The organism is Kordiimonas marina (genome assembly GCF_023006325.1).
In the GTDB taxonomy this organism is placed as follows: domain Bacteria; phylum Pseudomonadota; class Alphaproteobacteria; order Sphingomonadales; family Kordiimonadaceae; genus Kordiimonas; species Kordiimonas marina.
The window spans coordinates 301,191-322,974 of sequence record NZ_JAINDF010000004.1; the positions used below are offsets into that span (position 1 = coordinate 301,191).

Below are 21,784 nucleotides of genomic sequence, written 5' to 3' on the forward strand. Positions count from 1 at the left end.
TGGTCTGGTGCCAGATTAGCCGCCTGTTTGCATCTCGGCCATCTCCAAGCTTGCGGTAACCCGAACCGACGTTTCGGTCACAGCCTCGATGGAAACACGGCCGCCATGATCCCTTGCGACCGAGGCCGCCAGATAGGCCGGTGCCGTTCTTGGCTCCAGCTCCTCATCTGTCGGCGCGCCCGTCATCACTGCCTGCACGGCAGGAGACAGGATGACACGGTCACCCGAGCCTTCGATGTTTATTGCAGCTTTTCCGTCCATCATCTTCATGCTTACGGTCAGCGCACCGCCCCGGATCAGCGATTCCGACACAACCAGGGCCAAATTCAGAAGAAGCTTCACAAGGCCCTTCGGCGCATTCGGTACGTCGACCTGCCATTCAAGCGCAACCCGGCTGCCATCCAGAAACGCCCTGAGCGCGCGCTCGGCCTCCCGCATGTCGAGCTGGGCCGAAAAGCCGCCCGCAGCCCCGAAGGCAAGACGGAAAAATTGCAATTTATTGCTGGTTTGGCGGGTGGACTTTTCGATGAGGTCGATCACGGCCTCCCGCATCGAGGCATCATGTTCTTCCTGCAGGATTTCCAGGCCGTTGTTGATCGCCCCCACCGGGCTGACCAAATCATGACACAGGCGCGAACACAAAAGTGCCGCGAAATCCATATTCTTCATCAGGGCTTCTCCCCACATTTACTGCCAAGGCCGCTGGCTGGAAGGCGCCCGCTCCGCGCCTGTTTCCCGCCCCCTTTTGCTGCCGTCAGACCGGCCGCTGGGGACATTTTTCCTTGCCATTTATGACCTCTGTGTCAGAACCATAGCGGGCGAAAGCCACCGGGCCAAGTGACGAAACGATTTCAGACCATTTTTACACGAGGAAACTATGACCAAAGCTTTGGAAACACTGGTAGATCCGATCATTGAGACCATGCTGGCCGCAGGCCGCGTGGTGATGGAGGTCTACCATTCCGATTTCGAAGTTTTTGGTAAGGCCGATGCCTCCCCGGTAACCGAAGCCGACCGCCGCGGCGAGGAAGTCATCCAGGCCGCCCTCGAAAAGATTGCTCCTGAAATTCCCATGGTCGGCGAAGAAGCCAAGTCCGAAGGCAAATGCCCGGACATTTCTGGCGGCACTTTCTGGCTTGTCGACCCGCTGGACGGCACCAAGGAATTCATCAAGAAAGGCCAGGACTTCACCGTCAATATCGGCCTCATCAAGGATGGCAAACCCATTATGGGCTTCGTGCTCGCCCCCGCCATGGGCAAGCTTTACTGGGGTATCGTCGGCCAAGGCGCCTGGATTGCGGACGCCCACGGCGACCATATCTCCGGCAAACGCGCGATCACGACCCGCAAAGCCGACCCGGACAACCTGGTTATCGTCGCCTCGAAATCGCACCGCTCGCCCGACCTTGAAGCCTGGCTCAACCATTTCCCGGCCGCCGAGCATGTCTCCATCGGCTCCAGCCTGAAATTCTGCCTGCTGGCAACCGGCGAGGCCGACCTCTACCCGCGCCTCGGCCCCACGTGTGAGTGGGACACCGCCGCCGCCCATGCCGTGCTGCTGGCCGCGGGCGGTGAAGTGGACGCCCCGGACGGCACACCGCTCAGCTACGGCAAGGACCTCAGGACCTTCCTGAACCCCTGGTTCCTGTGCCGGGCCGACACCAGCTTCAGCGTGCCGCCGCTCGAAGGCTAAGGCTCCAGCCTGAATAGGGAACTTCTCCCCAAGGCCAAAGTAGGGTAGGCTTCCCCTCATCCAAATGGCTGGCATAAGGGGAGGACTGCCATGACGACCTTGTATCTGGGCCTTGCGCTCTTTTTCTTCGCGCATTTCATTCCGCTTTTCGCGCGTCCTGTGCGCAACAGGGCGGCCGGTGTAATCGGGGAAATGCCGTATAAGGGCCTGTTCGCGCTCGTTATCCTGAGTTCGCTTTACCTTATCATCACCGGCTGGAAGGCCGCCGCGGGTGCGGGCATGTGTTACACGCCACCCGCCTGGGGCATCCATGTCACGCCCTTGTTCGTGCTTGTTGCCTTCATCCTGTTCGTTGCCACGCGCGCGCCCACGAACATCAAGCGCTTCATCCGCAATCCGCAGCTGACGGCGGTCGCCCTTTGGGGTATCGGCCACCTGTTCTCGAATGGGGAAACCCGCTCGACGGCCCTGTTCGGCGGCTTTGCGGCCTGGGCGCTTATCGCCATTTGGGGAAGCAACCGGCGCGACGGCGAATGGAAGAAGCCTGAGAAGAAACCTGTGATCAAGGATATCATTGTCCTTGTCATCGCAATCGCGCTTTATGTAGGCTTCATCTCAATCCATGAATGGCTGTTTGGTGTATCGCCACTGCCGAAATGACGGGAGCGCTTGTGCGTAGCAAAGCAAAAAACACCGGGGCGGCAAAATCTTTTGGCGCCCTTTTTGCTGCCTTGGGCCTTCTCACACTTGGGCTTCTGCCCGCCCAGGTGCAGGCGGCATCGACGCCAAACAAGGTGTCCGGCCCCGCCCCGTTCCTGACATTGCTGACCGCGAACAACCCGCCTTTCGCCTTCAAGGGCAAAAAGGACGGGACCGCCACCGGTGCCGCGGTCGATCTGGTCCGCAGCCTCATGGACAAGGCCGAAGCCAACTACAGCATGACGCTTATGCCCTGGAACCGGGCCTATGAGCTGGCCCTTCTGAACGCCAATACCTGCGTCTTCGTCACCAACCGGTTGAAAGAGCGTGAGACGCTTTTCACCTGGGTCGGCCCCCTGTTCAAGGGCGGCTGGGCGCTGTACCGCCGTGCAGGGAGCGATATCAACATCAGCTCCATCAAGGACCTGAAAGGCCTGGCGATTTCCGGCACCTTCACGCCCAGCCAGGCCGCCCATGTGACGAATGTCTATCACGCCGTGCCCCTTCAGGTGGCGGATGACCTTGCCGCCGCGCGTCTCCTTTACAAAGGCCGGGCGGACCTGTGGCTTTCGGGCCTTCTACGCCATAGCGCTATTGTCAAAGAGTTGGGGGAAGAACCGGTTGAGCAGGCTTTGGTGCTGGCCCGCGCGGACCTATACATGGCCTGTAATGCCAAGATGGACGAAAGCCTCATTGCCCATCTCAATCACCTGAATACAAACCTCGGCGAGGCACGGGAAGCCAGCCTCGCCCGGTATGACTTTTTGCCCGCCCAACGCGCATCCCAATAGTCCCGGCGCCAGATAAGAGGTGTTTTACCCGCCCTTATGCGCTATTGTTACAAGGTAGCTATGAGTTGTTACGCTGTCTGAATGATCGATTTCAATTAGCGGAGCGCCTCACTTGATCAGTCCTCGGTACCTCGTCATCTGCAGCCTCTCTTTTCTGGCCATTGCCGGAACGGCACGGGTGAGCGCAGGTGAAACCAACCCCCACCTGAGCCTGCTGACCGAACAAAACCCACCCTACAATTTCCGGGACCCCAAGAGCGACCAAATCGAGGGCAGCGCCGTGGAGATCGTCAAGGAACTGATGCGCCGCGCCAATGTGGACTATAGCCTGACCTTGATGCCCACGGCCCGCGCCTACCGCGCCGCCAAGGAAACCCCCAACACCTGCGCCTTCGTCATCAACAGGACCAAGACCCGCGAAGCCACCTTCAAGTGGGTCGGGCCATTGATTGAAGGTGGCTGGGCGCTTTATCGCCGCCCCGGCAGTTCGATCGTGATCCATGACCTCGATGACCTCAAACCCTATGTCGTTGCCGGGAAGCTGGGCAGCGCCTCGGTCAAGTCGCTAGAACGGAGCGCCCATATCAAAGTATTGGCCACCATAAATGACGACCTCGCCGCCAAGATGCTCTATCACGGCCGGGCAGACCTGTGGATATCCGGGGTCTCCAACGCCCCCGCCGCCGCGCGGGATATCGGCGTGCCGCCGCCCGAGCTGGCGCTTTTATGGAAAAAGGCGGACCTGAGCCTGGCCTGCAGCCGCAAGACCGACCCTGCCCTCATTGCCGATTTGAACCGTATCAACCAGACCCTGGACGACCTGCGCAAGAAGGCGCTTGCCGCCTACAGCCAAGGCCTGCCCCCGACGCCCTAGGGAAATCCCCGCAAGGTCCTGAAACTCCCGAAGGCTCAGCCCTCGTCTTCCTCCGGCTTAGTAAGGACGGACTTACGGATACCCCGGATCATCATGAAGGCCCCGAAAATGACGAAAGGCGCAGCGACCCCGGTGGCCAGCGCCGGGTCGATATGCACCCCGAACGGCGACACCGTCTTCAGCGCCTTGAAAGCAATCTTCACCAGCCCCAGCGCATAATAGCTGATCGCGACGACAGATAGACCTTCAACCGTCTCCTGAAGCCTCAGCTGAAGCTGGCTTCTGCGGTTCATCGCAGCCAGAAGCGCGCCGTTCTGGCGCTGCATCCCCAGCTCCACCTGCGTACGCAAAAGCCCGGCTGCCCGGTCCACCCTGAGCGCGAGGTCGGAAAGCCGGTTCGATGCCGCCTCACATGTGCGCATCGCGGGCGCCAGATGACGGTCGAAAAAGTTGGAAAGACGCTGGTGCGCGGGCATCCGGTCCTCGCGGATTTCCTCAAACCGCCTGAGGACGAGCGCGTTATAGGCCTTGGCCGCCGAAAAGCGGAAGCGTGAGCCCGCCGCCAGATGCTCGGTCCGCGCGGCAAGCTCAAGGAGCGTGTCGAGATGCGTCTCCGCATCTTCCCCCGCTTCGCTGGCCGCCAGATGCGCGACTGTGTCTTCAAGCTCAGCCTCGATGGTGGCGGACTGGGCCATGACCCGGCGCGCGAGCGGCAGCGCCATCAGCGCCATGTGGCCATAGGTAAAAATCTCGATCAGCCGCTGGACAAGCCGCCCGGCACGGCCTTCCGTCAGGTCGTCATTCAGGACAGCGACCCGCAGGCAGCCGTCGTCATCGATATGGAAGTCCGACCAGGCGCTCGACCGCCCGCCGGAGACCAGGCTGCCCGCCATATCCCGGTTGCGGAACCCGGCGAAGCAGGCCTCCTTGTCGGGGACATTGTCGGCATCCACCAGCTCAATCTTGAGCGCGAGCAAAAGCCGGCCCGGGCTGTCGGTCATCCAATCTGCAGGCAGTACATCCGCGGCCATGGCTTCAAAGGGCGCGGCCTGCCCCCTCGGCGTGACAACGGTGTAGGTGGTGAATTCGGTGTGGCGTTCCCACTTGAGCGCGAACGCGCCAAAATCTGCCTTGAAATGACGACCGCCATCCGCTGGCGGCTCGACGTCAAAAGCCTTACAGAGGGCCTCCAGGTGCGCCCGGTCGCGCGCACCGCCATCCTCCCCCGAAAGATAGGCAAAATGGCTGACGCGCACCGGCGCCTTCAAGGCGAAGGCCGGACGGCCGTGCAATTCCTTGTTCAGCTCGAACCATTGCGGATCGGTCAGACGCGAAAAATCCAAAATACCCCCCTCAAAAATAATATTTGAGAAGCCCAGTCCCCATATGTTTCCAGCCGCAGCCAGCCTAGCCGGAAACACCCCGGGAGGGTACGCGAAAAGCCACCATGCCGCACGGCATTTTCTTGTGGAACCAGTAAGGTGCGCTGTCAGGTCGCAGGGGCGGAAAGCTGCGCGACCACATAATCCGCCAGCGCAAGCGAGGACGTGAGCCCCGGCGATTCAATGCCGAAAAGCTGGATAAGCCCCGGCAGCCCATGCACCTTCTCGGTCTGGATCATGAAATCCGCCCCCGGCCTGCCCGGCCCCGCGATCTTGGGCCTTACCCCGGCGAAATCCGGGGTGAGCGACCGGTCCCTGATGCCGGGGTAATAACCCTCGATCGCATCCCGGAACGCGGCTTCCTGGCTTGGGTCGACCGAATAGTCGACCGTATCGGTCCAAACCACATTGGGGCCGAACCGCGCGCCGCCTTCCATATCGAGCGTCAGGTGAATGCCAAGCCCGCCCGGCACCGGAACAGGGTAGATAAGGTGGGAGAAGGGCGATGGGCCGGTCAGTCGGAAATAGCAGCCCTTGGCGTAAAAGCGCGGCGGGACCGCCCCGTCCCTGAGGCCGGCAATCGTCTGCGCCACATCCCAGGCCGACAGGCCGGCGGCGTTGACCACCCGCCGGGCCCCGATCTCATACGGGCCGTCTTCGCCCATGACGCCGACCGTGAAGCCGCCATCATCTGGCGTGATCGCCGTCACCCGGTTCTTGAGCGCCAGCATGGCGCCGTGCGCCTCAGCGTCCATCAGCAGCGCATCCATATAGGCATGAACATCGATGATGCCGGTCGACGGCGAAAAAAGTCCGGCGATACCGGCCAGCGCCCCTTCCCGCCGGTTGAGGTCTTCTGCTGAAAGCCGCTCCAGGTCATACACGCCGGCATCATGTGCTGCCGTCAGGATATGGTCCAGCATCGCCCTTTCCGCATCGTTGCGCGCGACAATCAGCTTGCCGAGGAACTTATGCGGAATGGCCTTTTCGGCGGCATAGGCATAAAGCTGGTTCCGTCCGCGCACGCACAGCCGCGCCTTCAGGCTGCCTTTGGGATAATAAAGACCCGCGTGGATCACCTCGCTATTGCGTGACGAGGTCATACTGCCGATCCGGCCCTCGGCCTCCAGGATCGCGACATCATGGCCCTTAAGGGCACACGCCCGGGCGATGGCGAGGCCGACGACCCCGGCACCAATGATGAGTGTATCAATCCTATCCATCGGACCGGCAGCCTTGACCGCAGCTTATTTCTTTGTGACCGGCAAGGGCGGCGACCAAGCAGGGTCGGACGCGTCATACGGGGTCGGTACCTGGCGTTCGTTATAACCGGTCAGGTCCACCGACCACAGGCGCGGATGACCCCCACCGCCCTTGTTGTCATATTTGGTGGTGCGGAAGAACATCAACACACGGCCGTTCGGCGACCATGTCGGGCCTTCGTCCTGATAGGCGTTGGTGAGCAGGCGTTCGCCCTTGCCATCCGGCCGCATGACACCGATCCGGAACTTGCGTTCGCCGATCTTGGTGAAGGCGATCAGGTCACCCCGCGGCGACCAGACCGGCGTAGCATAGCGCCCACGACCGAAGCTGATGCGGTGCACGTTCGAGCCGTCGGCATCCATCACATAAAGCTGCTGGCTGCCGCCGCGGTCCGAGTTGAAGACGATATGCTTGCCGTCCGGCGAATAGGACGGCGAGGTATCAATGCCCGGATCGTTGGTCAGGCGCGTCACCTTCCGGGTCGGCAGGTCCATCACGTAAATGTCCGAGTTGCCGTTTTCAGCCAAGCTCATGATCACCTTGTTGCCGTCCGGTGAGAACCTGGGCGCGAAGGTCATGTTCGGGAAGTCCCCCAGCACCTCAAACCGGTTCGAGAGGATATTGAACAGGTAAACCCGCGGCTTGTTCTTGAAATAGCTCAGGAACGTAATTTCCTGCCGGTTGGGCGAGAAACGCGGCGTCAGCACCAGATAGCTGCCGTCGGTCAGGAACTGCTGGTTGGCGCCGTCCTGGTCCATCACCGCCAGTCGTTTGATGCGGTGGAGCGGGTCCCCGGTTTCAGCGATATAGACGATGCGCGTGTCGAAATAGCCTTCTTCACCGGTAAGGCGGCTATAGATACGGTCGGATATCACATGGGCGATGCGGCGCCAGTTGGGCACCGGGGTCGTGTACCCCACACCCTCCATCTGCACCTCGGCAACCACATCCCACAGGCGGAATTCAACCCGCAGGCTGCCACTGGGCAGCAGTTCCAGGCGGCCTGTCACCAGCGCTTGCGCGGCAAGCGGTCGCCAGGCGGCAAAGTTCGGGCGCGTGGGCGCAGCCGTCACCTTCTCGATGAAGGCCGCCGGGTCAACCGCCCGGAAAAGCCCGGTGGAAACGAGGTTCGAAGTAATCACCTGCGAGATGCTCGCGCCGATGTCAGACAGTTTACCCGCAGGCGTTTCGATATCCTTCACCGGGGCAAAGTCCGGGATGGCGATCGGCACCGGGTCGATGGTGCCGCGGGTGACGTCCACCTTGAGCTGGGCCTGTGCCGCGCTCGCAAATACGAACACCGCCAGAAGGGCTGTCATCGTGGCAACGATAGTGTGTTTAATCCGCGTAACCATGGTTACTCATCCCCGCTTTTGGTCAGTCACCGGCAAATTCAGCGCCGGAGAAATTAAAATCGATATAGCCTGTGCCCTTGGGCAGATATTGCATCGCTTCCTTATAGGGTTCGCACAGCTGCACGGCCCGGCGTGCGCTTTCAGCGAAGGTACGATAGAAGCCCCGGCTGGGGTCGTTCAAGTCCCCGACGCCGACAAATTCCGGTATCCGCGCCAGCGTACCGTCCGGCCGCAGGTAAATTCGTACCGTCACCTGCATATCCTCCACGCCCTTGGCGCCGCGCGGGAAGGTCCAGCATTTCGCCAACTTCTGGCTCAGCGCATCCCGAAGCGATGCTGCGGCGATCCGGCCACGGATGCCGGCGAACGGATCAGGCTTGGCCTCTTCCTTCTTCTTCGCGACCTGCTTTTCTTCCTGCTTCTTGCCTTCCTTGGTGGCGATCTGCTCTTCCTTGAGCGCGCGGTCGATCACCGAGGAGATATTCTTGAGCTTCAACCGGCTCGGTGGCTTGGGCTTGGCGTGGACCCGCACGCTGTTCCTCAGTTTCTCGCGCTCCGAAACCTTGGGCTTCGGCGTCGGCTTTGGAATATCCTTCACCTTGGGCGCGGGCTTCGGCAGCGGCATCGCTTCCGTCGCGGTTTCCGGCACCGGCTCAGCTGCGGCCACCGAATGCTGCGGGGCCTGCTGCTCCTGCTGCTTCTCAGCCTTCGGGGCCGCCGCCGTCGTTTTGTCCGCAATCTTGACGAAGTCGATGTCAATGGGCGGCGGCGGGGCCGGCCGCTCATGGTGGAGCGATGGCAGCCCGACAAGCGCAACGGTCGCCACACCAACATGCAGCACCGCAGACAAGACCCAGCCTATGCGTTCTCCCTTCACCAGACGACCTCAGAACCTCTCGACCTCACGGATACCCTCACTTTGGCGGGCTACTTGTTTTTGTTTTCGGCGATCAGGGCCACCTTGGTGAACCCGGCGGCGTTGATGGTGCCGATCACCTGCATGACCCGGCCGTAATCCAACCGGCTGTCACCACGCACATAAATACGCGTGTCCTTGCTTTCGCCCGCGATTGCCTTCAGCCGGGGAACCAGCTGTTCCAGCTTCACCTCAGTGTTCACAAGGAATATGGCACCTTTTTGGTCGATGGTGATTTCAAGCGGCTTGTTATCCTGCGGCAGGGGCTTGGCCGCCGCCTTCGGCAGGTTCACCTGCACACCGGCTGTCAGCAAAGGCGCCGCCACCATGAAGATAACCAGAAGCACCAGCATCACATCGACAAACGGCGTGACGTTGATTTCGGCCAGCGGCTTGTAGCGCCCGCGCCTGCGGCGCGCGCCTTCTACCTTGCCACCGCTTGTGACTGACGCGCCCATCCCTAGTGCCCCCGCTCGTCAAGCTGGCGGGACAGGATGGCCGCGAACTCGTCCGCGAAGCCTTCGACCCGGCTGGCGTAGCGGCCCAGATCGGTGGACAGCTTGTTATATCCGATCACCGCCGGGATGGCGGCGACAAGCCCGAACGCGGTGGCAAGAAGCGCCTCGGCGATCCCCGGCGCCACGGTGGCGAGCGACGTGTTGGAGGCCTGTGCGATCGAGGTAAAGCTGTTCATCACGCCCCAGACGGTACCGAAAAGGCCCACAAAGGGCGATGCCGAACCGATGGTGGCGAGGTAGCCGACCTGGCCTTCAAGCCGGTCCATCTCGCGGCCGGTGGTGACATGCATGACCTTGTAAATCCGGTCCTGCACCGTGACCTTATCAAGCCCGCCGCCATTCTTGCCGCTCAAGGAGCGCTGCCATTCGCGCATCGCAGCGACGAACACCGCCGCGATCGGATGGTTGGGCGCGCCCTTGATGCGGTTATAAAGCTCATCAAGGCTGGCCCCGGACCAGAAAGTGTCCTCAAATTCGTTCGCCGCGGACTTGGCTGTCTTCACCCGGCTCCAGGTATTGAAGATGATCGACCAGCCCCACAGGCTTGCGACCAGGAGAAGCACCATCACGCCCTGCACGATGATGTCGGCGGACATGAACATGCCGACGATCGAATAATCGGGCGCATTGCCCCCCAGCTGCACAGCTTCCACGGCTTGACCGATCATTATACTCTCCTCATACCCTCTATGCGCCGCGGGCGGCTGCCGCCTCGGCCTCTTTCATCCATGTGGTCCAGGCGTCGCGCGCGGCGGCGGGCCAGCGGCGCGGACGGCCGTCCGGCCCGATGACGGCAACCAGCACATCGGCTTCGGCCACCATCACACCATCCCTAGTGATCCATTGTTTCGCTTCTATGGCAGCGGCGCGAACGCGCTTCACCATGCTGTGGCCCATCAGCACATCGCCGATCTTTGCTTGCTGGCGGAAACTGATGTTGAGGTTCGAGACCACATAGGTCAGCGGCCCACCCTCTTCTTCACTGAGGTCAAAGAGCGCGTTCACGTCCGCCGCGGTATCGCGGATGCTTTCGGTGCGCACGCGCTCGAAATAGCTGACATAACGGCCGTGATAGACCATGCCGCCGACGTCCGTGTCCTCATAATAGACCCGGATCGGGAAGTGAAAAACGCCGTCCTTCCAGGCGCCGGTTGCGACCTGTGCGGTCATTTCGATCCTCCAAGCATATCGAGCTGGCCCGCCTCGCGGCTTGGCGGCGGCGTGAGGCCAAGATGTTTCCAGCCGTCGGGCGACAGGATGCGGCCGCGCGGCGTGCGCTGCACCAGGCCGACCTGCATGAGATACGGCTCGATGATGTCCTCAATGGCGTCACGCGGTTCGGAAAGCGCGGCCGCCAGCGTCTCGATCCCGACCGGGCCGCCCATATAGGTTTCGCCGATGCATTTGAGATAGCGCCGGTCCATGGTGTCGAGGCCGAGGTTATCGACCTGAAGCCGGTTCAGCGCGGCATCCGCCGCCACTTCATCAACCTCGGTACGTTCAGCCACCAGCGCGAAATCCCGCACCCGGCGCAGGAGCCGCCCGGCGATACGCGGGGTCCCGCGCGAACGCGCCGCCACTTCACGGGCGCCCTTCTCGGTCATGGCGAGGTCCAGCAGCCGTGCACCCCTGCGCACCACCTCAGTCAGTTCCTCGGTGTTATAGAAATCCAGTCTCGTTGGGATACCGAAACGATCCCTGAGCGGCTTGGTGATAAGCCCTGAACGCGTGGTGGCGCCCACCAGCGTGAACTGCGGCAGGTCGATGCGGACCGAGCGCGCGGCCGGGCCTTCGCCGATAATCAGGTCGAGCTGGAAATCCTCCATCGCCGGATAGAGAATTTCCTCCACCGCCGGATTGAGCCGGTGGATTTCATCGATGAACAGGACATCGCGTTCCTGCAGGTTGGTCAGAAGCGCGGCCAGATCCCCAGCCTTCGAGATCACCGGACCGGAGGTCGCTCGGAAATTCACCCCGAGCTCCCGCGCAACAATCTGCGCCAGCGTGGTTTTCCCGAGGCCCGGCGGGCCGAAAAACAGCACATGGTCCATCGCTTCACCGCGCGCACGGGCAGCTTCGATGAAGACGCTAAGGTTTTCCCGCGCCTGCTGCTGGCCGATGAATTCGCCCAGGCTTTGCGGGCGGAGACCCGCGTCGAGCGTATCGCTCAGGCCTTCCTGTCCACTTACGAGCCGGTTTTCTTCCGCATCGCTCATACGCTACTGAGCTCCCTGAGGGCGGCGGGCACGAGGGTGGCGACGGTCGCGCCCTCCCCCAGCTCCTGGTAGGCGCGGGCGACGGCACCGTGGGCGTCCGCGGGCCGGTAGCCGAGGTTGACGAGCGCGGAGACGGCATCGGCGACCACGGTTTCATCCGCTGTTGCAGCCGCAACAGTTTGCCCGCCCGCGACTGCCGCACCGGCAACACCCTTCGGCTGGAACACAAGGCCGGTGACCTTGTCCTTCAGTTCGGTGACGATCCGGGTGGCGAGCTTGGGCCCGACACCGTTCGCGCGGGCGACGGCTGTCTTGTCCTGGGCCGCGATGGCGTTCTGCAAGTCATTGGGATTGAGGACGGAAAGGATAGCGAGCGCTACCTTGGCGCCAACGCCCTGCACGCTGGTGAGCAAGCGGAACATGTTCCGCTCCGCTACATCGCCGAAGCCATACAGGGTGATCGCGTCCTCACGGACCACGGTTTCTATATGCAAACCAATGGCTTGCCCTACGGACGGCAAGCCGCCGAGCGTGCGCGAAGACGCATGAACAAGATAGCCGACCCCGCCGACATCAATGATCGCCCAGTCGTCGCCGACCGCATCCACCAGACCCTTGAGCTTCGCAATCAAAACGTCCGTTCCCTCATAACATTTGGCCCCCGATATTCTTCATGGTTGCCACATGATGCGCATGGCAGATGGCAACCGCAAGCGCATCTGCTGCATCGGGGCCATTTATTTTCACGCCCGGCAAAAGCACCCGCACCATGGCATCGACCTGGTTCTTGTCGGCATGGCCGACACCGACCACCGATTTCTTGACATGGTTCGGGGTATATTCGGCAACATTAAGGCCGTGGATCGCCGGCACCAGCATCGAAATGCCGCGCGCCTGGCCGAGCTTCAGCGTGGAGGTGGGGTTCTTGTTGACGAAGGTTTCCTCAACCGCGCAGGACTGCGGCTGCCATTCCTGGAGGATGGCACTGAGGCCGTCATAGAGTTCGACGAGGCGTTCGGCGAGGGATTTCTTGGGTGAGGAGGTGACAGTACCGTTGGCGACATGGCGCAGGCGGGTCCCTTCGGCCTCGACAATGCCCCAGCCCGTGCGCTGCAATCCCGGATCAAGCCCCAATAGCCGCATATGCCCTCTTTGCCTCGCTCCCTGAATAAAGACGGGGCCCACCCGGATTCCGCCCTGCGAAAACCTTGGCAGGCCCCAACATTATCTGTTGTTATTCGGCGTCGAGCTCGGCGAGCACGTCATCCGGAATATCATAGTTGCCGAACACGGTCTGGACATCGTCATTGTCCTCAAGCGCTTCGATAAGGCGCATGACCTTCTCAGCCCCTTCCTTGTCGAGCACGATCGGCTCCTTGGGCTTCCAGATCAGCTTGGCGCTTTCCGGTTCCTTGCCACCGAACGCTTCGGTGAGCGCAGTCGCAACGGCATGCAGGTCGGCGGCATCGGTATAGATGGCGTGGCCGTCCTCATCCGATTCAACTTCCTCGGCGCCAGCTTCGAGCGCAGCTTCGAACATGGCCTCGGCATCGGCGACATCCGCCGGATAGCTGATTTCACCAACCCGGTCGAACATGAAACCGACAGAGCCGCTTTCGCCCATGTTGCCACCGGCCTTGCCGAAGATGGTCCGCACGTCGGACGCGGTCCGGTTGCGGTTATCGGTCAGCGCCTCAACGATGATGCCAACGCCGCCCGAGGCATAGCCCTCATAGCGCATTTCATCATAGTTTTCGGCGTCGCCGCCCGATGCTTTCGCAATCGCGCGTTCGATATTGTCTTTCGGCATCGACTGGGCACGCGCGGTCGCAACGGCCAGGCGCAGGCGCGGGTTGCTGTCGATCTCCTCACCGCCCATCTTGGCGGCAACCGTGATCTCGCGGCTCAGCTTGGAGAAGATTTTCGAGCGCTTTTTATCTTGGGCGCCCTTGCGGTACATAATGTTTTTAAATTTGGAATGGCCTGCCATGGTTACCCTCTGCAGCTTATCCTTCAGACTGATTTTCGGTAATGCCCCCAGCCGCAAAAAAGCCGCCGGGCAGCGGTTGGCCCCTGTTTAGCAGATTTCCCGGCCTTGAACAGAAAAATTATAGCGCCCGCCCCCTGTTTATTGACCCGCCCCTGTGGCAAATTCGCAGGGGCGAGACTGACTTGACGGAGACGGACATGACCAACCACACCGGCGGCTGTTATTGCGGCAACATCACCATCCGCTTCGAAAGCGGCAAAACGGCGGATGCCCTGACCCCGCGCGCCTGTGACTGCGACTTCTGCACCCTGCACGGCGCCGAGTGGCTGTCCGACCCTGAAGGCGCGCTGACCATCGAGGTGCAGAATGAAGCCGCCCTCAGCCTGTTCAAGCAGGGCTCCGAAAGCGCCCATTTCTGGATCTGCCAGAACTGCGGCGGCGTGAGCGCCGTAACCAGCGAGATCGGTGGCAAGCCCAAGGGCGCGGTAAACGCCCGCGCGCTTGATGACCACGCCACCCTGCCCGCCAGCGTCCCGGCCTCACCCAAGGTGCTCAGTAAGGACGAAAAACTTAGCCGCTGGGACACGGTATGGACCCCAGTCGCCGCCATCAGGAATGAGTGGTGAGCCCTCAGGCCACGTCCTTGAAATGATCCCAAACCGTATAGGCGCCGATCACAATGAAGCCGAGCCCGGCAATAAGCTTCAGGGGCACCATGGTCATGTAGCGTTCGGCCAGCGTGCCGACGACAACCGCCAGCGCCGTTGACGCGACAAGCGCCGCCGCCGCCGCGATGAACACGGCATAGGCCGGCATCTTGCCGTCCGAGGCAAAAAGCACAGTGGCAAGCTGGGTCTTGTCCCCCAGTTCGGCCAGAAACACGGTCACGAAAATCGCAAAGAAAGCCTGCATGAAAAGTCTCACAGGAGGGAGCCGGGCATACCTAATGGCGGCACGAACCGCCAGCTCCCTCACGTAAACCGGCACGCGCTCGCCATAGGTCTCGCCAAACCGGAAACCGGCCTCCCCGCACCATGGCACCCCTTTGCGGGCTGAACCAAGTCTGTTGATACGGGGCCTTCTGATGGTCGAAGGCGGCTACTCCCCTACGGAGGCGGAAACTATTAGTCCAAAGCACGGAGAAGGGCAAGGGGCAGAAGCTATTTATGGCACATGGCCAAAACGAGGTCGGCAGCATCAACCAAATCGCCCTCAAAGGCATTCGGGCCCATCTGGTAGCGTACACCGCCATCTTTCGTTATCTGCTTTGGTTCATAGGTCTGATATTGCAGAGCGCCAATCTGGCCGATCAGCTGCTTCCATGCATTTTCTGAAGGCGAAAGCCCCCTACCCCTCAGGAAAGTTATATATGCGAGAATGGCCTTGGCCTGTTCCTCGGGCGGCTCCTTCGCAATCAGATCGAAAAAGCCAGGCTCGTCACCAATATAGGCATAGAGACGCCCGATATTTTCACTTTGCTCGGGTACCGGGAGTAGTTTGGTCGCCAAAGCCTTGCGCGCTTTCATAGTCCCAACCTGCAACTGCTCGAAGGTCAGCATCAGCCCAATCAAGCGACGGCGGTCCCACTGCATGGCGGTAAGCTCTGAAGCCGAGAAAGATGTTCGATTCTTCCAGTCGTCCGCCATATCATATCTGGCGGGCCCAAGGTCTTCACCTTCCAGATTTGGGTCAGGTGGTTCCGGTTCTGAACGGATATTGGCGAGCATTTTAAGGGCCTGTCCATCGCCAATCGCCATCGCATTATATGACAAATCGTAGTGAATGCTTTCCGGCAAGGAGGGTGCTTTCTGACGCGCTTCTTCAATCATCTTTCTCAGAACACGTGTAGCAGTAGAAAGGTCCCCTCGTTGAGCAAGCAAGCCGACCTCACCAATTTTGGCAAATATTGGTTCTGCCTTGTATGCTGGCGTGTCTTCAACCAGCCGCAAAAATTTTGGTCCTTGGGCTGCAATAGCCCCGCCCATGTTGAACCCGCGCATACTGGGGACTACTTTGGTCACCAAGACTTGAGCAATGCCTGTCAATGCCTCATCCGGCAGATCAACATAATCTAGAACATCAACCATCCTGCGCCAGTCGTCCTGACTTTTCGCTAGGTAAGCCTCCACGTCGGCAAGACTCCGCTTTCCCTCATAGAAACCACGCATCAGATGGAAACGCTCCAACGCATTCCAGTCCAACAGCATGTTCGCAATAGACGTATCCGGATGCGCCCCATATTTCGTCTTGATGGCCTCATCATATTTTTGAGCAGCCACTTCTGCCTGATCCCAAAGACGCAGGGATTTCATCGTACCAAATGAACGCTCCTCAGCCGGAATGCGGTTTAGGGCCAAAGCCTGCAGCTTCGGCAAAACATCCGAGACCTTACATGCATTTTCGGCTTGTACAGAAGATGAGCCAACGGCAATCACCATTGCCGCCAAAGCCAGAAGTCGTCGTACAGTCATACCTACCCCCAAGAAGACTTGCCCCAAACTTAGCGACACAACTGGAGGAAGCAAGCTTTCAATCTTGATAATGAGCCAGGTATATTGCCTAGCCCGAAAGCTGGTCCTTGAGTTCTTCAAGTTCGAGCCAACGCATTTCGCGTTCGTCCAGATGGTCTCGCGCGGCGCCGATCTCTTTCGTGAGCGCGGCGAAGCGGTCCGGGTTCTTTGTGTAAAGCGCGGGGTCCGAAATTTCGGCTTCCATCTGGGCAATCTTGGTATTCAGGGCCTCGATCTCCGCCGGAAGGCCGTCCAGCTCCCGCTGGTCCTTGTAGGACAGCTTGCTGGCTTTCTTCTTCGGCGCGGCGTCGATGGACACCAGTTTTTCCTTGGGCGTTTTCTCTTTGGCCTCCAGCTTTTCCGGCGCGGCGGACAGTGCCTTCTGGGCCTTATAATCCGAATAGCCCCCGGCATATTCGACCGCAGTGCCGTCACCTTCCATCACGATAGACGAGGTCACGACCCGGTCGAGAAAATCCCGGTCGTGAGAGACGAGAATAATGGTGCCCTTATAGTCCGCCAGCACTTCCTCAAGGAGGTCGAGCGTGTCCATGTCCAGGTCGTTGGTCGGCTCATCGAGCACCATCAGGTTCGAGGGCTTGGCGAAGTTGGACGCGATCAAGAGCCGGTTCCGTTCCCCACCCGAAAGCGCCGAAACCGGCGTATTCGCGTTTTCCGGCTTGAACAGGAATTCCTTCATATAGGTGGCGAAATGCCGGGCCTCATCCCCGATATGGACATAGTTGCCGCGTCCGCCGGTCAGCGCATCCTTGACCGTCATGTCATCCTTGAGCGCCGCGCGCTTCTGGTCGATGATCACGGTCTCCAGCTTGGTGCCGATCTTGACGGTGCCGCTGTCCGGCTCCAGATCGCCAATCAGTACCTTCAGGAGCGTCGATTTGCCCGCACCGTTCGGACCGATGATACCGATCCGGTCGCCGCGGTTGATGCGGATGGAGAAATCCTCAAACAGCGTGCGGCCGTCATAGGCCTTGCTGATATTCTTGGCCTCAATCACCGTCTTGCCGGACTTGTCCGCGCCCGCGAGCGTGATAGACACCTGCCCCGTGGCCTTGACCGCGTTGCGGCGTTCATCCCGGAGGGCATAAAGGCGCCTGAGGCGGCCCTGGTTCCGGGTCCGGCGCGCGCTGATGCCTTCGACCGACCAGCGGGTTTCTTCCTTGATCACCTTGTCGAGCTTTTTCATCGCCTCGGCTTCTTCGGCGACGACCTTGTCCTGCCAGGCTTCGAACGACTGGAAGCCGTCCTCAAGACGGCGGATCTTGCCGCGGTCGAGCCACAGGCAGGCGGTGGCGAGGTTATTCAGGAAGGTACGGTCGTGGCTGATCATCACCATCGCGCCGCGCCAGGTCTTGAGATAGTCCTCCAGCCACTGGATGATGTTGATATCCAGGTGGTTGGTCGGCTCATCCAGCAGCAGCAGCTCCGGCTCACCGATCAGCGTGCGCGCGAGTGCCGCACGGCGGAGTTCCCCGCCCGAGGCGCTGTCCGGCGTGGCATCGGCGTTGATATCCAGGTCCTCGACCAGCACGTCGGCGCGGTAGGTCTGGTCCTGCTCATCCACGGGCAGGCCGCCAACGATATAGTCATAGAGGCTGGCGTAGCCGCTGGCGTCCGGTTCCTGCGGCAGGTAGGCCACGCGGGTGCCGGGCTGGACCCAGCGTTCGCCGCCTTCGGGCTCAATCAGTCCCGCGATGACCTTGAGAAGCGTCGACTTACCGGCACCGTTGCGGCCAATCAGGCACAGGCGGTCATTGTCGCCGATATGAAGCTCCAGATGGTCGAGCACCGGATCAGCCCCCCAGTGGAGGTCGATATCACGCAGGCTCAGGATCGGTGCGGCCATGATGCATCCATTCAGAAGGAAAACTCTTAAGCGCCAAGGCTAAGCCCGGAGCCATATTCAGGCCTGCCTTATAGCCGTGAGAGGGGCCCCGGTTCAAGCCGTGTCTTACAGCCCCTATGGGCGTCACAAAAATGCAACAATAAACAGCTTTAGGCTGAAATTACACTTTCGTTGAATTGCACTTACGCCGTGAGCCGCTATCTAAGCCGCCCCGGACTTTCCCGGTTTAATGTAAAAAATAAAGGTACTTATCATGAAAGCAATTTCGCTGGCAGCGATGGCCGCCGCTACCCTGGCATTTGCCGGTGCGGCACAAGCAGACGACGCACACCCCTTCACCGGTTTTTACCTCGGTGCGGAAGCCGGTCTGGTGAACGATAGCGACTATAACGACCTCTATTATGCAGGCGTTCTGGGCGCGCGTAAGCAGCTCGACAACGACCTCGTCCTGGGCGTTGAAGGCACGTTCGGGTCGGCCGACATCGACTATCTCGACAATATCTGGACCGTCAATGGCACGGTCGGCTATGCCTTCGGCGCAGAGAAGCGCGACATGATTTTTGTCGGCGCAGGCTATGTCAAAGTCAAGGCATCCGCCTTTGGTTTCTCCGCCACCGGTGACGGCCTCAGCACGATCCTCGGCTACGAGCGCGCCATTGGCAGCAACTGGTCGTTCCGCGTGAAAGCCAACATGTATGACACCTCTTCCGTCACCACGACGCTGGGTGTGGCTTACCGCTTCTAATCCTTAGCTTTCAGGCTAAAACGAAGGCGGCCCCGAAAGGGACCGCCTTTTGTTTTTTGACGATGCGCTTCAGGGTCAGGCTGAAAGCTGGTCGCCCACCGGCAAGCGGCGGATGCGGCGGCCGGTGGCGGCATAAATGGCGTTGGTAAGCGCCGGGGCCACAGGCGGCACGCCCGGTTCGCCCACCCCGCCGGGGATGCCGGTGGTTTCCAGAATTTCCACCTCGACCGTCGGCGCTTCTTCCATCCGGAAGACCTGGAAGGTGTCGAAATTGCTTTGCTGGATACGGCCGTTCTTGGCGGTGATTTCGCCATGGACCGCGTGCGAGAGCGCAAAGACCACAGCGCCTTCCATCTGCGCCCTGACCCGGTCCGGGTTGACGGCAAGGCCACAGTCGATCGCCATCCAGACCCGCGGGATCGTGAGCGTGCCGTCGTCCGCCACTTTCACCTCAACGGCTGAGGCGACGTAGCTGACGAAGCTGCGGTGCGCGGCAATGCCGAGCCCGCGGCCCTTTTCGGCGACCGTGCCATAGCCCGACATCTCAGCCACTTTCTTGAGCACACCCTTGAGGCGGGCGGTCTCGATCGGGTGGCGGTCCGGCTTTTCGCCATAGTTGGAATAGTCCGCACCTTCGGCCACCGGGTTGATCACCCGGTCAGGTCCGATAAGCTCCATCCAGGTGGCGAGGCTGTCGGTGCCGCGCGCCGTGGCGATTTCATCGACGAAGGAGCCGATCGCGAACGCATGCTGGATATTGGTGACCGAGCGGAGCCAGCCAATCCGTACCTTGCCGCGTGCCGCGCCCGCATCGACCTGCAGGTTCGGGATGTCGAACGGCATATCCAGAAGGCCGAGGCCAAGCTCGGACGCGGTCGGGCCATCCACCTTCGGGTTGAAAAGCTCGGCAATCGACGGGAAGACGGACTTGTGCTTCCAGGCGGTTACCTTGCCCTTGTCATCGAGCGCCGCTTCGACCCGCTGCGCCGAAATGGTGTGGAAATAGTCATGATGCATGTCATCTTCACGGGTCCAGACCATCTTGACCGGGCGCCCGGCATGCTTGGCGAGGATCGCTGCCTCGGCGGCGAAATCCGGCTTGGACTTGCGCCCGAAGGCCCCACCCAGAAGTGTGGCTTCGACATAAATCTCTTCCGGCTTCTGGCCGACATAAGGCGCCACGGTTTCCTGCACCGACTGCGGGTTCTGGCAGCAGGTCCAGATACTGAGCTTGCCGTCCTTCCATTCGGCGGTGGCCGCGGGCGGTTCCATCGGCGCGTGCGCCAGGTGCGGCACGAAATACTGCGCGCGCAAGACATGCGGCGCGGTCTTCAGGGCGGCATCGGCGTCGCCCACCTTCAGGAAGTTGCGGCTTTCGCCATCGATGGCCTGCCACAGCTTGGATGCATAAACGGTGGTATCATAATCGCCGTTGGGGCCATCCTCGAACTCGGCCTTCAGGGCCTTCGCACCCTTCATGGCGGCCCAGGTATTGGTCGCCAGCACGGCAACACCGCCGAGCGGTTTGAAGGCAACCGGCTTTTCAAGCGTCGGCAGTTCGACCACATCGACCACGCCCTTGACGGCGATGGCCGCCCCGCGGTCAAAGGACTTGACCTTGCCGCCGACCACAGGCGGGCGGACCGCCACGGCATAGAGCATGCCCTCACGGCGGACATCCTGGCCATACTGGGCGGTGCCGGTGAGGAATTCCTTCATATAGACGTTGCGCTTGGGCTTGCCGATCAGCGTGCGTTCGCCCGGCGTCTTGAGCTTGACCGTCTTGGCATCGGGCACCGGCAGCTTGGAGGCGGCATCGACGAAGACGCTGAAGTCCTCGGACTTGCCGGTCTCATTATTGACGATGCGGTGGTGCTGGGCCTCGACCTTGGAGACATCCACGCCCCATTTGGCGGCGGCGGCCTGTTCCAGCATGGTACGGGCGACCGCCCCTGCTTCACGGAAGGCATCATAGAATTTGCGGATCGAGGTGGAGCCGTCGGTATCCTGGTCACCGAACTTCTTGTCGCCGTATGCATTCACCAGCTTGATGCGCGACCAGTCACCGTCCAGCTCATCGGTGATGATTTGCGACAGGCCGGTGCGGCTGCCCTGGCCCATTTCCACCCGGTGCACATAAAGATGCACGGTGCCGTCCGGGTCGATCTGCAGATAGACCGAGCTTTTGAGCGGCTTGCCCATGGCTTTCTGCGCCGGGGAACAACCGACAAGCGGGGCCGCCAGGATCAACCCGGAGGTGATGCCGATGCCCTTGAGGATGCCGCGGCGTGAGATATTTTCGATATCGAAGCTCATAACGTGCCTCCCTTGATCTCACCGCTCACGACCGCTTTGATCGCAGCCTTGATGCGCTGGTAGGTGCCGCAACGGCAGATGTTGCCATACATGGCCTGCTCGATTTCCTCGTCGGAGGGGGACGGGTTTTCCTTGAGAAGCGCCGCCGCCTGCATGAGCTGGCCGCTCTGGCAATAGCCGCACTGGGGCACCTCATGCTGGGCCCAGGCCATCTGGAGCGCGGTCAGCGTATCGCCGGCCGCCAGGCCCTCGATGGTGGTGATATTGGCGCCTGCCACGTCTTCCATCGCGGTCTGGCACGAGCGGACGGCCGTGCCGTTCACCTGAACCGTGCAGGCGCCGCACAGGCCGGCGCCACAGCCGAACTTGGTACCGGTCATGCCTGCGATATCGCGCAGATACCACAGCAGCGGCATATCGCCTTCGCCGTCAAAGCTGACGGCTTTGCCATTGACTTTAAAATCCATGTCCCGCGCCCTCCATCGTGTTGAAACTTGACCGTTACTATAGCTTCCTGGCCCTCAAAGTCGAAAACAACTTCTGTTTATCCGCGGCTAACCCTCCTATAAACCGCCCCGGTTTCAGGCTGGCCGCAGGCGAACCGGCAGCGGTGCCGGACGGAGACCACGCCATCGCCGCATTTGGCCGC

At 61.0% G+C, this 21,784-nt stretch carries 23 protein-coding genes; 6 read left to right on the forward strand and 17 right to left on the reverse strand.

Annotated features, from left to right (window positions below; translation table 11 throughout):
- Positions 1–15 precede the first annotated feature (15 nt).
- Positions 16–669: a histidine phosphotransferase family protein gene (locus tag K6118_RS10800; protein ID WP_247120362.1), complete on the reverse strand. Its 654-nt coding sequence runs from the start codon at positions 667–669 to the stop codon at positions 16–18.
- Positions 670–877: 208 nt separating this feature from the next.
- Between K6118_RS10800 and cysQ the strand changes: the two genes are divergently transcribed.
- The 4 genes from cysQ to K6118_RS10820 all read left to right on the forward strand — a co-directional run bounded on the left by cysQ (position 878) and on the right by K6118_RS10820 (position 4,057).
- Entirely contained in the window at positions 878–1,693 is an 816-nt protein-coding gene (gene cysQ, locus K6118_RS10805; RefSeq protein WP_247120363.1) for a 3'(2'),5'-bisphosphate nucleotidase CysQ, read from the forward strand.
- Positions 1,694–1,783: 90 nt separating this feature from the next.
- On the forward strand, positions 1,784–2,353 hold the full coding sequence (locus tag K6118_RS10810) for an NnrU family protein (protein WP_247120364.1): 570 nt from the start codon (positions 1,784–1,786) through the stop codon (positions 2,351–2,353).
- Positions 2,354–2,364: 11 nt separating this feature from the next.
- On the forward strand, positions 2,365–3,183 hold the full coding sequence (locus K6118_RS10815; RefSeq protein WP_247120365.1) for a substrate-binding periplasmic protein: 819 nt from the start codon (positions 2,365–2,367) through the stop codon (positions 3,181–3,183).
- A gap of 178 nt (positions 3,184–3,361) precedes the next feature.
- Complete coding sequence (locus K6118_RS10820) at positions 3,362–4,057, forward strand: substrate-binding periplasmic protein (protein WP_247120366.1); 696 nt, start codon at positions 3,362–3,364, stop codon at positions 4,055–4,057.
- A 35-nt stretch (positions 4,058–4,092) separates the two neighbouring features.
- Here the strand turns inward: K6118_RS10820 and K6118_RS10825 are convergent, their stop codons facing one another.
- The 11 genes from K6118_RS10825 to K6118_RS10880 form a co-directional block, all read right to left on the reverse strand.
- Positions 4,093–5,400, reverse strand: coding sequence for a DUF3422 family protein (locus K6118_RS10825; protein WP_247120367.1), 1,308 nt, complete (start codon positions 5,398–5,400; stop codon positions 4,093–4,095).
- A gap of 146 nt (positions 5,401–5,546) precedes the next feature.
- The gene (locus K6118_RS10830) at positions 5,547–6,662 is read right to left on the reverse strand and encodes an NAD(P)/FAD-dependent oxidoreductase (RefSeq protein WP_247120368.1); all 1,116 of its coding nucleotides are present in this window, start codon (positions 6,660–6,662) and stop codon (positions 5,547–5,549) included.
- Positions 6,663–6,686: 24 nt separating this feature from the next.
- Positions 6,687–8,057, reverse strand: coding sequence for a Tol-Pal system beta propeller repeat protein TolB (gene tolB, locus K6118_RS10835; RefSeq protein ID WP_247120369.1), 1,371 nt, complete (start codon positions 8,055–8,057; stop codon positions 6,687–6,689).
- A gap of 22 nt (positions 8,058–8,079) precedes the next feature.
- Complete coding sequence (locus K6118_RS10840) at positions 8,080–8,934, reverse strand: hypothetical protein (RefSeq protein ID WP_247120370.1); 855 nt, start codon at positions 8,932–8,934, stop codon at positions 8,080–8,082.
- A 50-nt stretch (positions 8,935–8,984) separates the two neighbouring features.
- A complete protein-coding gene (tolR, locus tag K6118_RS10845) occupies positions 8,985–9,431 on the reverse strand; it encodes a protein TolR (protein ID WP_247120371.1) in 447 nt (148 codons plus the stop codon).
- 2 nt (positions 9,432–9,433) lie between these two features.
- A complete protein-coding gene (gene tolQ, locus K6118_RS10850) occupies positions 9,434–10,159 on the reverse strand; it encodes a protein TolQ (protein WP_247120372.1) in 726 nt (241 codons plus the stop codon).
- A gap of 19 nt (positions 10,160–10,178) precedes the next feature.
- Entirely contained in the window at positions 10,179–10,661 is a 483-nt protein-coding gene (locus K6118_RS10855) for a thioesterase family protein (RefSeq protein ID WP_343269942.1), read from the reverse strand.
- Positions 10,658–11,707, reverse strand: coding sequence for a Holliday junction branch migration DNA helicase RuvB (gene ruvB / locus K6118_RS10865; RefSeq protein ID WP_247120373.1), 1,050 nt, complete (start codon positions 11,705–11,707; stop codon positions 10,658–10,660). Before ruvB ends, K6118_RS10855 begins: the two co-directional genes overlap by 4 nt.
- The gene (gene ruvA / locus K6118_RS10870; protein ID WP_247120374.1) at positions 11,704–12,339 is read right to left on the reverse strand and encodes a Holliday junction branch migration protein RuvA; all 636 of its coding nucleotides are present in this window, start codon (positions 12,337–12,339) and stop codon (positions 11,704–11,706) included. Before ruvA ends, ruvB begins: the two co-directional genes overlap by 4 nt.
- Positions 12,340–12,352: 13 nt before the next feature.
- Positions 12,353–12,850: a crossover junction endodeoxyribonuclease RuvC gene (gene ruvC / locus K6118_RS10875; RefSeq protein WP_247120375.1), complete on the reverse strand. Its 498-nt coding sequence runs from the start codon at positions 12,848–12,850 to the stop codon at positions 12,353–12,355.
- A 91-nt stretch (positions 12,851–12,941) separates the two neighbouring features.
- Positions 12,942–13,697, reverse strand: coding sequence for a YebC/PmpR family DNA-binding transcriptional regulator (locus K6118_RS10880; protein WP_247120376.1), 756 nt, complete (start codon positions 13,695–13,697; stop codon positions 12,942–12,944).
- Positions 13,698–13,894: 197 nt separating this feature from the next.
- On the opposite strand from K6118_RS10880, the gene K6118_RS10885 reads away from it, so the two are divergent.
- Positions 13,895–14,323 carry a GFA family protein gene (locus K6118_RS10885; protein ID WP_247120377.1) on the forward strand — a complete coding sequence of 143 codons (429 nt, stop codon included), beginning with the start codon at positions 13,895–13,897 and terminating at the stop codon, positions 14,321–14,323.
- Positions 14,324–14,327: 4 nt separating this feature from the next.
- Here the strand turns inward: K6118_RS10885 and K6118_RS10890 are convergent, their stop codons facing one another.
- From K6118_RS10890 to K6118_RS10900, 3 genes are all read right to left on the reverse strand, one after another.
- On the reverse strand, positions 14,328–14,609 hold the full coding sequence (locus K6118_RS10890; protein ID WP_247120378.1) for a TMEM165/GDT1 family protein: 282 nt from the start codon (positions 14,607–14,609) through the stop codon (positions 14,328–14,330).
- Between the two features lie 248 nt (positions 14,610–14,857).
- On the reverse strand, positions 14,858–16,168 hold the full coding sequence (locus K6118_RS10895) for a hypothetical protein (protein ID WP_247120379.1): 1,311 nt from the start codon (positions 16,166–16,168) through the stop codon (positions 14,858–14,860).
- 88 nt (positions 16,169–16,256) lie between these two features.
- Entirely contained in the window at positions 16,257–18,074 is a 1,818-nt protein-coding gene (locus K6118_RS10900) for an ATP-binding cassette domain-containing protein (protein ID WP_247120380.1), read from the reverse strand.
- Positions 18,075–18,327: 253 nt separating this feature from the next.
- Here K6118_RS10900 and K6118_RS10905 point away from each other — a divergent pair, with 253 nt between their 5' ends.
- Entirely contained in the window at positions 18,328–18,819 is a 492-nt protein-coding gene (locus K6118_RS10905) for an outer membrane beta-barrel protein (RefSeq protein ID WP_247120381.1), read from the forward strand.
- A gap of 75 nt (positions 18,820–18,894) precedes the next feature.
- Here K6118_RS10905 and K6118_RS10910 read toward each other — a convergent pair whose 3' ends face one another.
- The gene (locus tag K6118_RS10910; RefSeq protein WP_247120382.1) at positions 18,895–21,135 is read right to left on the reverse strand and encodes a xanthine dehydrogenase family protein molybdopterin-binding subunit; all 2,241 of its coding nucleotides are present in this window, start codon (positions 21,133–21,135) and stop codon (positions 18,895–18,897) included.
- Positions 21,132–21,602: a (2Fe-2S)-binding protein gene (locus K6118_RS10915; protein ID WP_247120383.1), complete on the reverse strand. Its 471-nt coding sequence runs from the start codon at positions 21,600–21,602 to the stop codon at positions 21,132–21,134. The genes K6118_RS10910 and K6118_RS10915 overlap by 4 nt, the downstream gene beginning before the upstream one ends.
- Between the last annotated feature and the right edge of the window lie 182 nt (positions 21,603–21,784).

Bases quoted from the DNA above. Each gene is read 5' to 3' on its own strand.
- K6118_RS10800 (WP_247120362.1), bottom strand. From the start codon at position 669: ATGAAGAATATGGATTTCGCGGCACTTTTGTGTTCGCGCCTGTGTCAT.
- cysQ (WP_247120363.1), top strand. From the start codon at position 878: ATGACCAAAGCTTTGGAAACACTGGTAGATCCGATCATTGAGACCATG.
- K6118_RS10810 (WP_247120364.1), top strand. From the start codon at position 1,784: ATGACGACCTTGTATCTGGGCCTTGCGCTCTTTTTCTTCGCGCATTTC.
- K6118_RS10830 (WP_247120368.1), bottom strand. From the start codon at position 6,662: ATGGATAGGATTGATACACTCATCATTGGTGCCGGGGTCGTCGGCCTC.
- tolB (WP_247120369.1), bottom strand. From the start codon at position 8,057: ATGGTTACGCGGATTAAACACACTATCGTTGCCACGATGACAGCCCTT.
- tolR (WP_247120371.1), bottom strand. From the start codon at position 9,431: ATGGGCGCGTCAGTCACAAGCGGTGGCAAGGTAGAAGGCGCGCGCCGC.
- tolQ (WP_247120372.1), bottom strand. From the start codon at position 10,159: ATGATCGGTCAAGCCGTGGAAGCTGTGCAGCTGGGGGGCAATGCGCCC.
- K6118_RS10855 (WP_343269942.1), bottom strand. From the start codon at position 10,661: ATGACCGCACAGGTCGCAACCGGCGCCTGGAAGGACGGCGTTTTTCAC.
- ruvB (WP_247120373.1), bottom strand. From the start codon at position 11,707: ATGAGCGATGCGGAAGAAAACCGGCTCGTAAGTGGACAGGAAGGCCTG.
- ruvC (WP_247120375.1), bottom strand. From the start codon at position 12,850: ATGCGGCTATTGGGGCTTGATCCGGGATTGCAGCGCACGGGCTGGGGC.
- K6118_RS10880 (WP_247120376.1), bottom strand. From the start codon at position 13,697: ATGGCAGGCCATTCCAAATTTAAAAACATTATGTACCGCAAGGGCGCC.
- K6118_RS10885 (WP_247120377.1), top strand. From the start codon at position 13,895: ATGACCAACCACACCGGCGGCTGTTATTGCGGCAACATCACCATCCGC.
- K6118_RS10890 (WP_247120378.1), bottom strand. From the start codon at position 14,609: ATGCAGGCTTTCTTTGCGATTTTCGTGACCGTGTTTCTGGCCGAACTG.
- K6118_RS10895 (WP_247120379.1), bottom strand. From the start codon at position 16,168: ATGACTGTACGACGACTTCTGGCTTTGGCGGCAATGGTGATTGCCGTT.
- K6118_RS10900 (WP_247120380.1), bottom strand. From the start codon at position 18,074: ATGGCCGCACCGATCCTGAGCCTGCGTGATATCGACCTCCACTGGGGG.
- K6118_RS10905 (WP_247120381.1), top strand. From the start codon at position 18,328: ATGAAAGCAATTTCGCTGGCAGCGATGGCCGCCGCTACCCTGGCATTT.
- K6118_RS10910 (WP_247120382.1), bottom strand. From the start codon at position 21,135: ATGAGCTTCGATATCGAAAATATCTCACGCCGCGGCATCCTCAAGGGC.
- K6118_RS10915 (WP_247120383.1), bottom strand. From the start codon at position 21,602: ATGGATTTTAAAGTCAATGGCAAAGCCGTCAGCTTTGACGGCGAAGGC.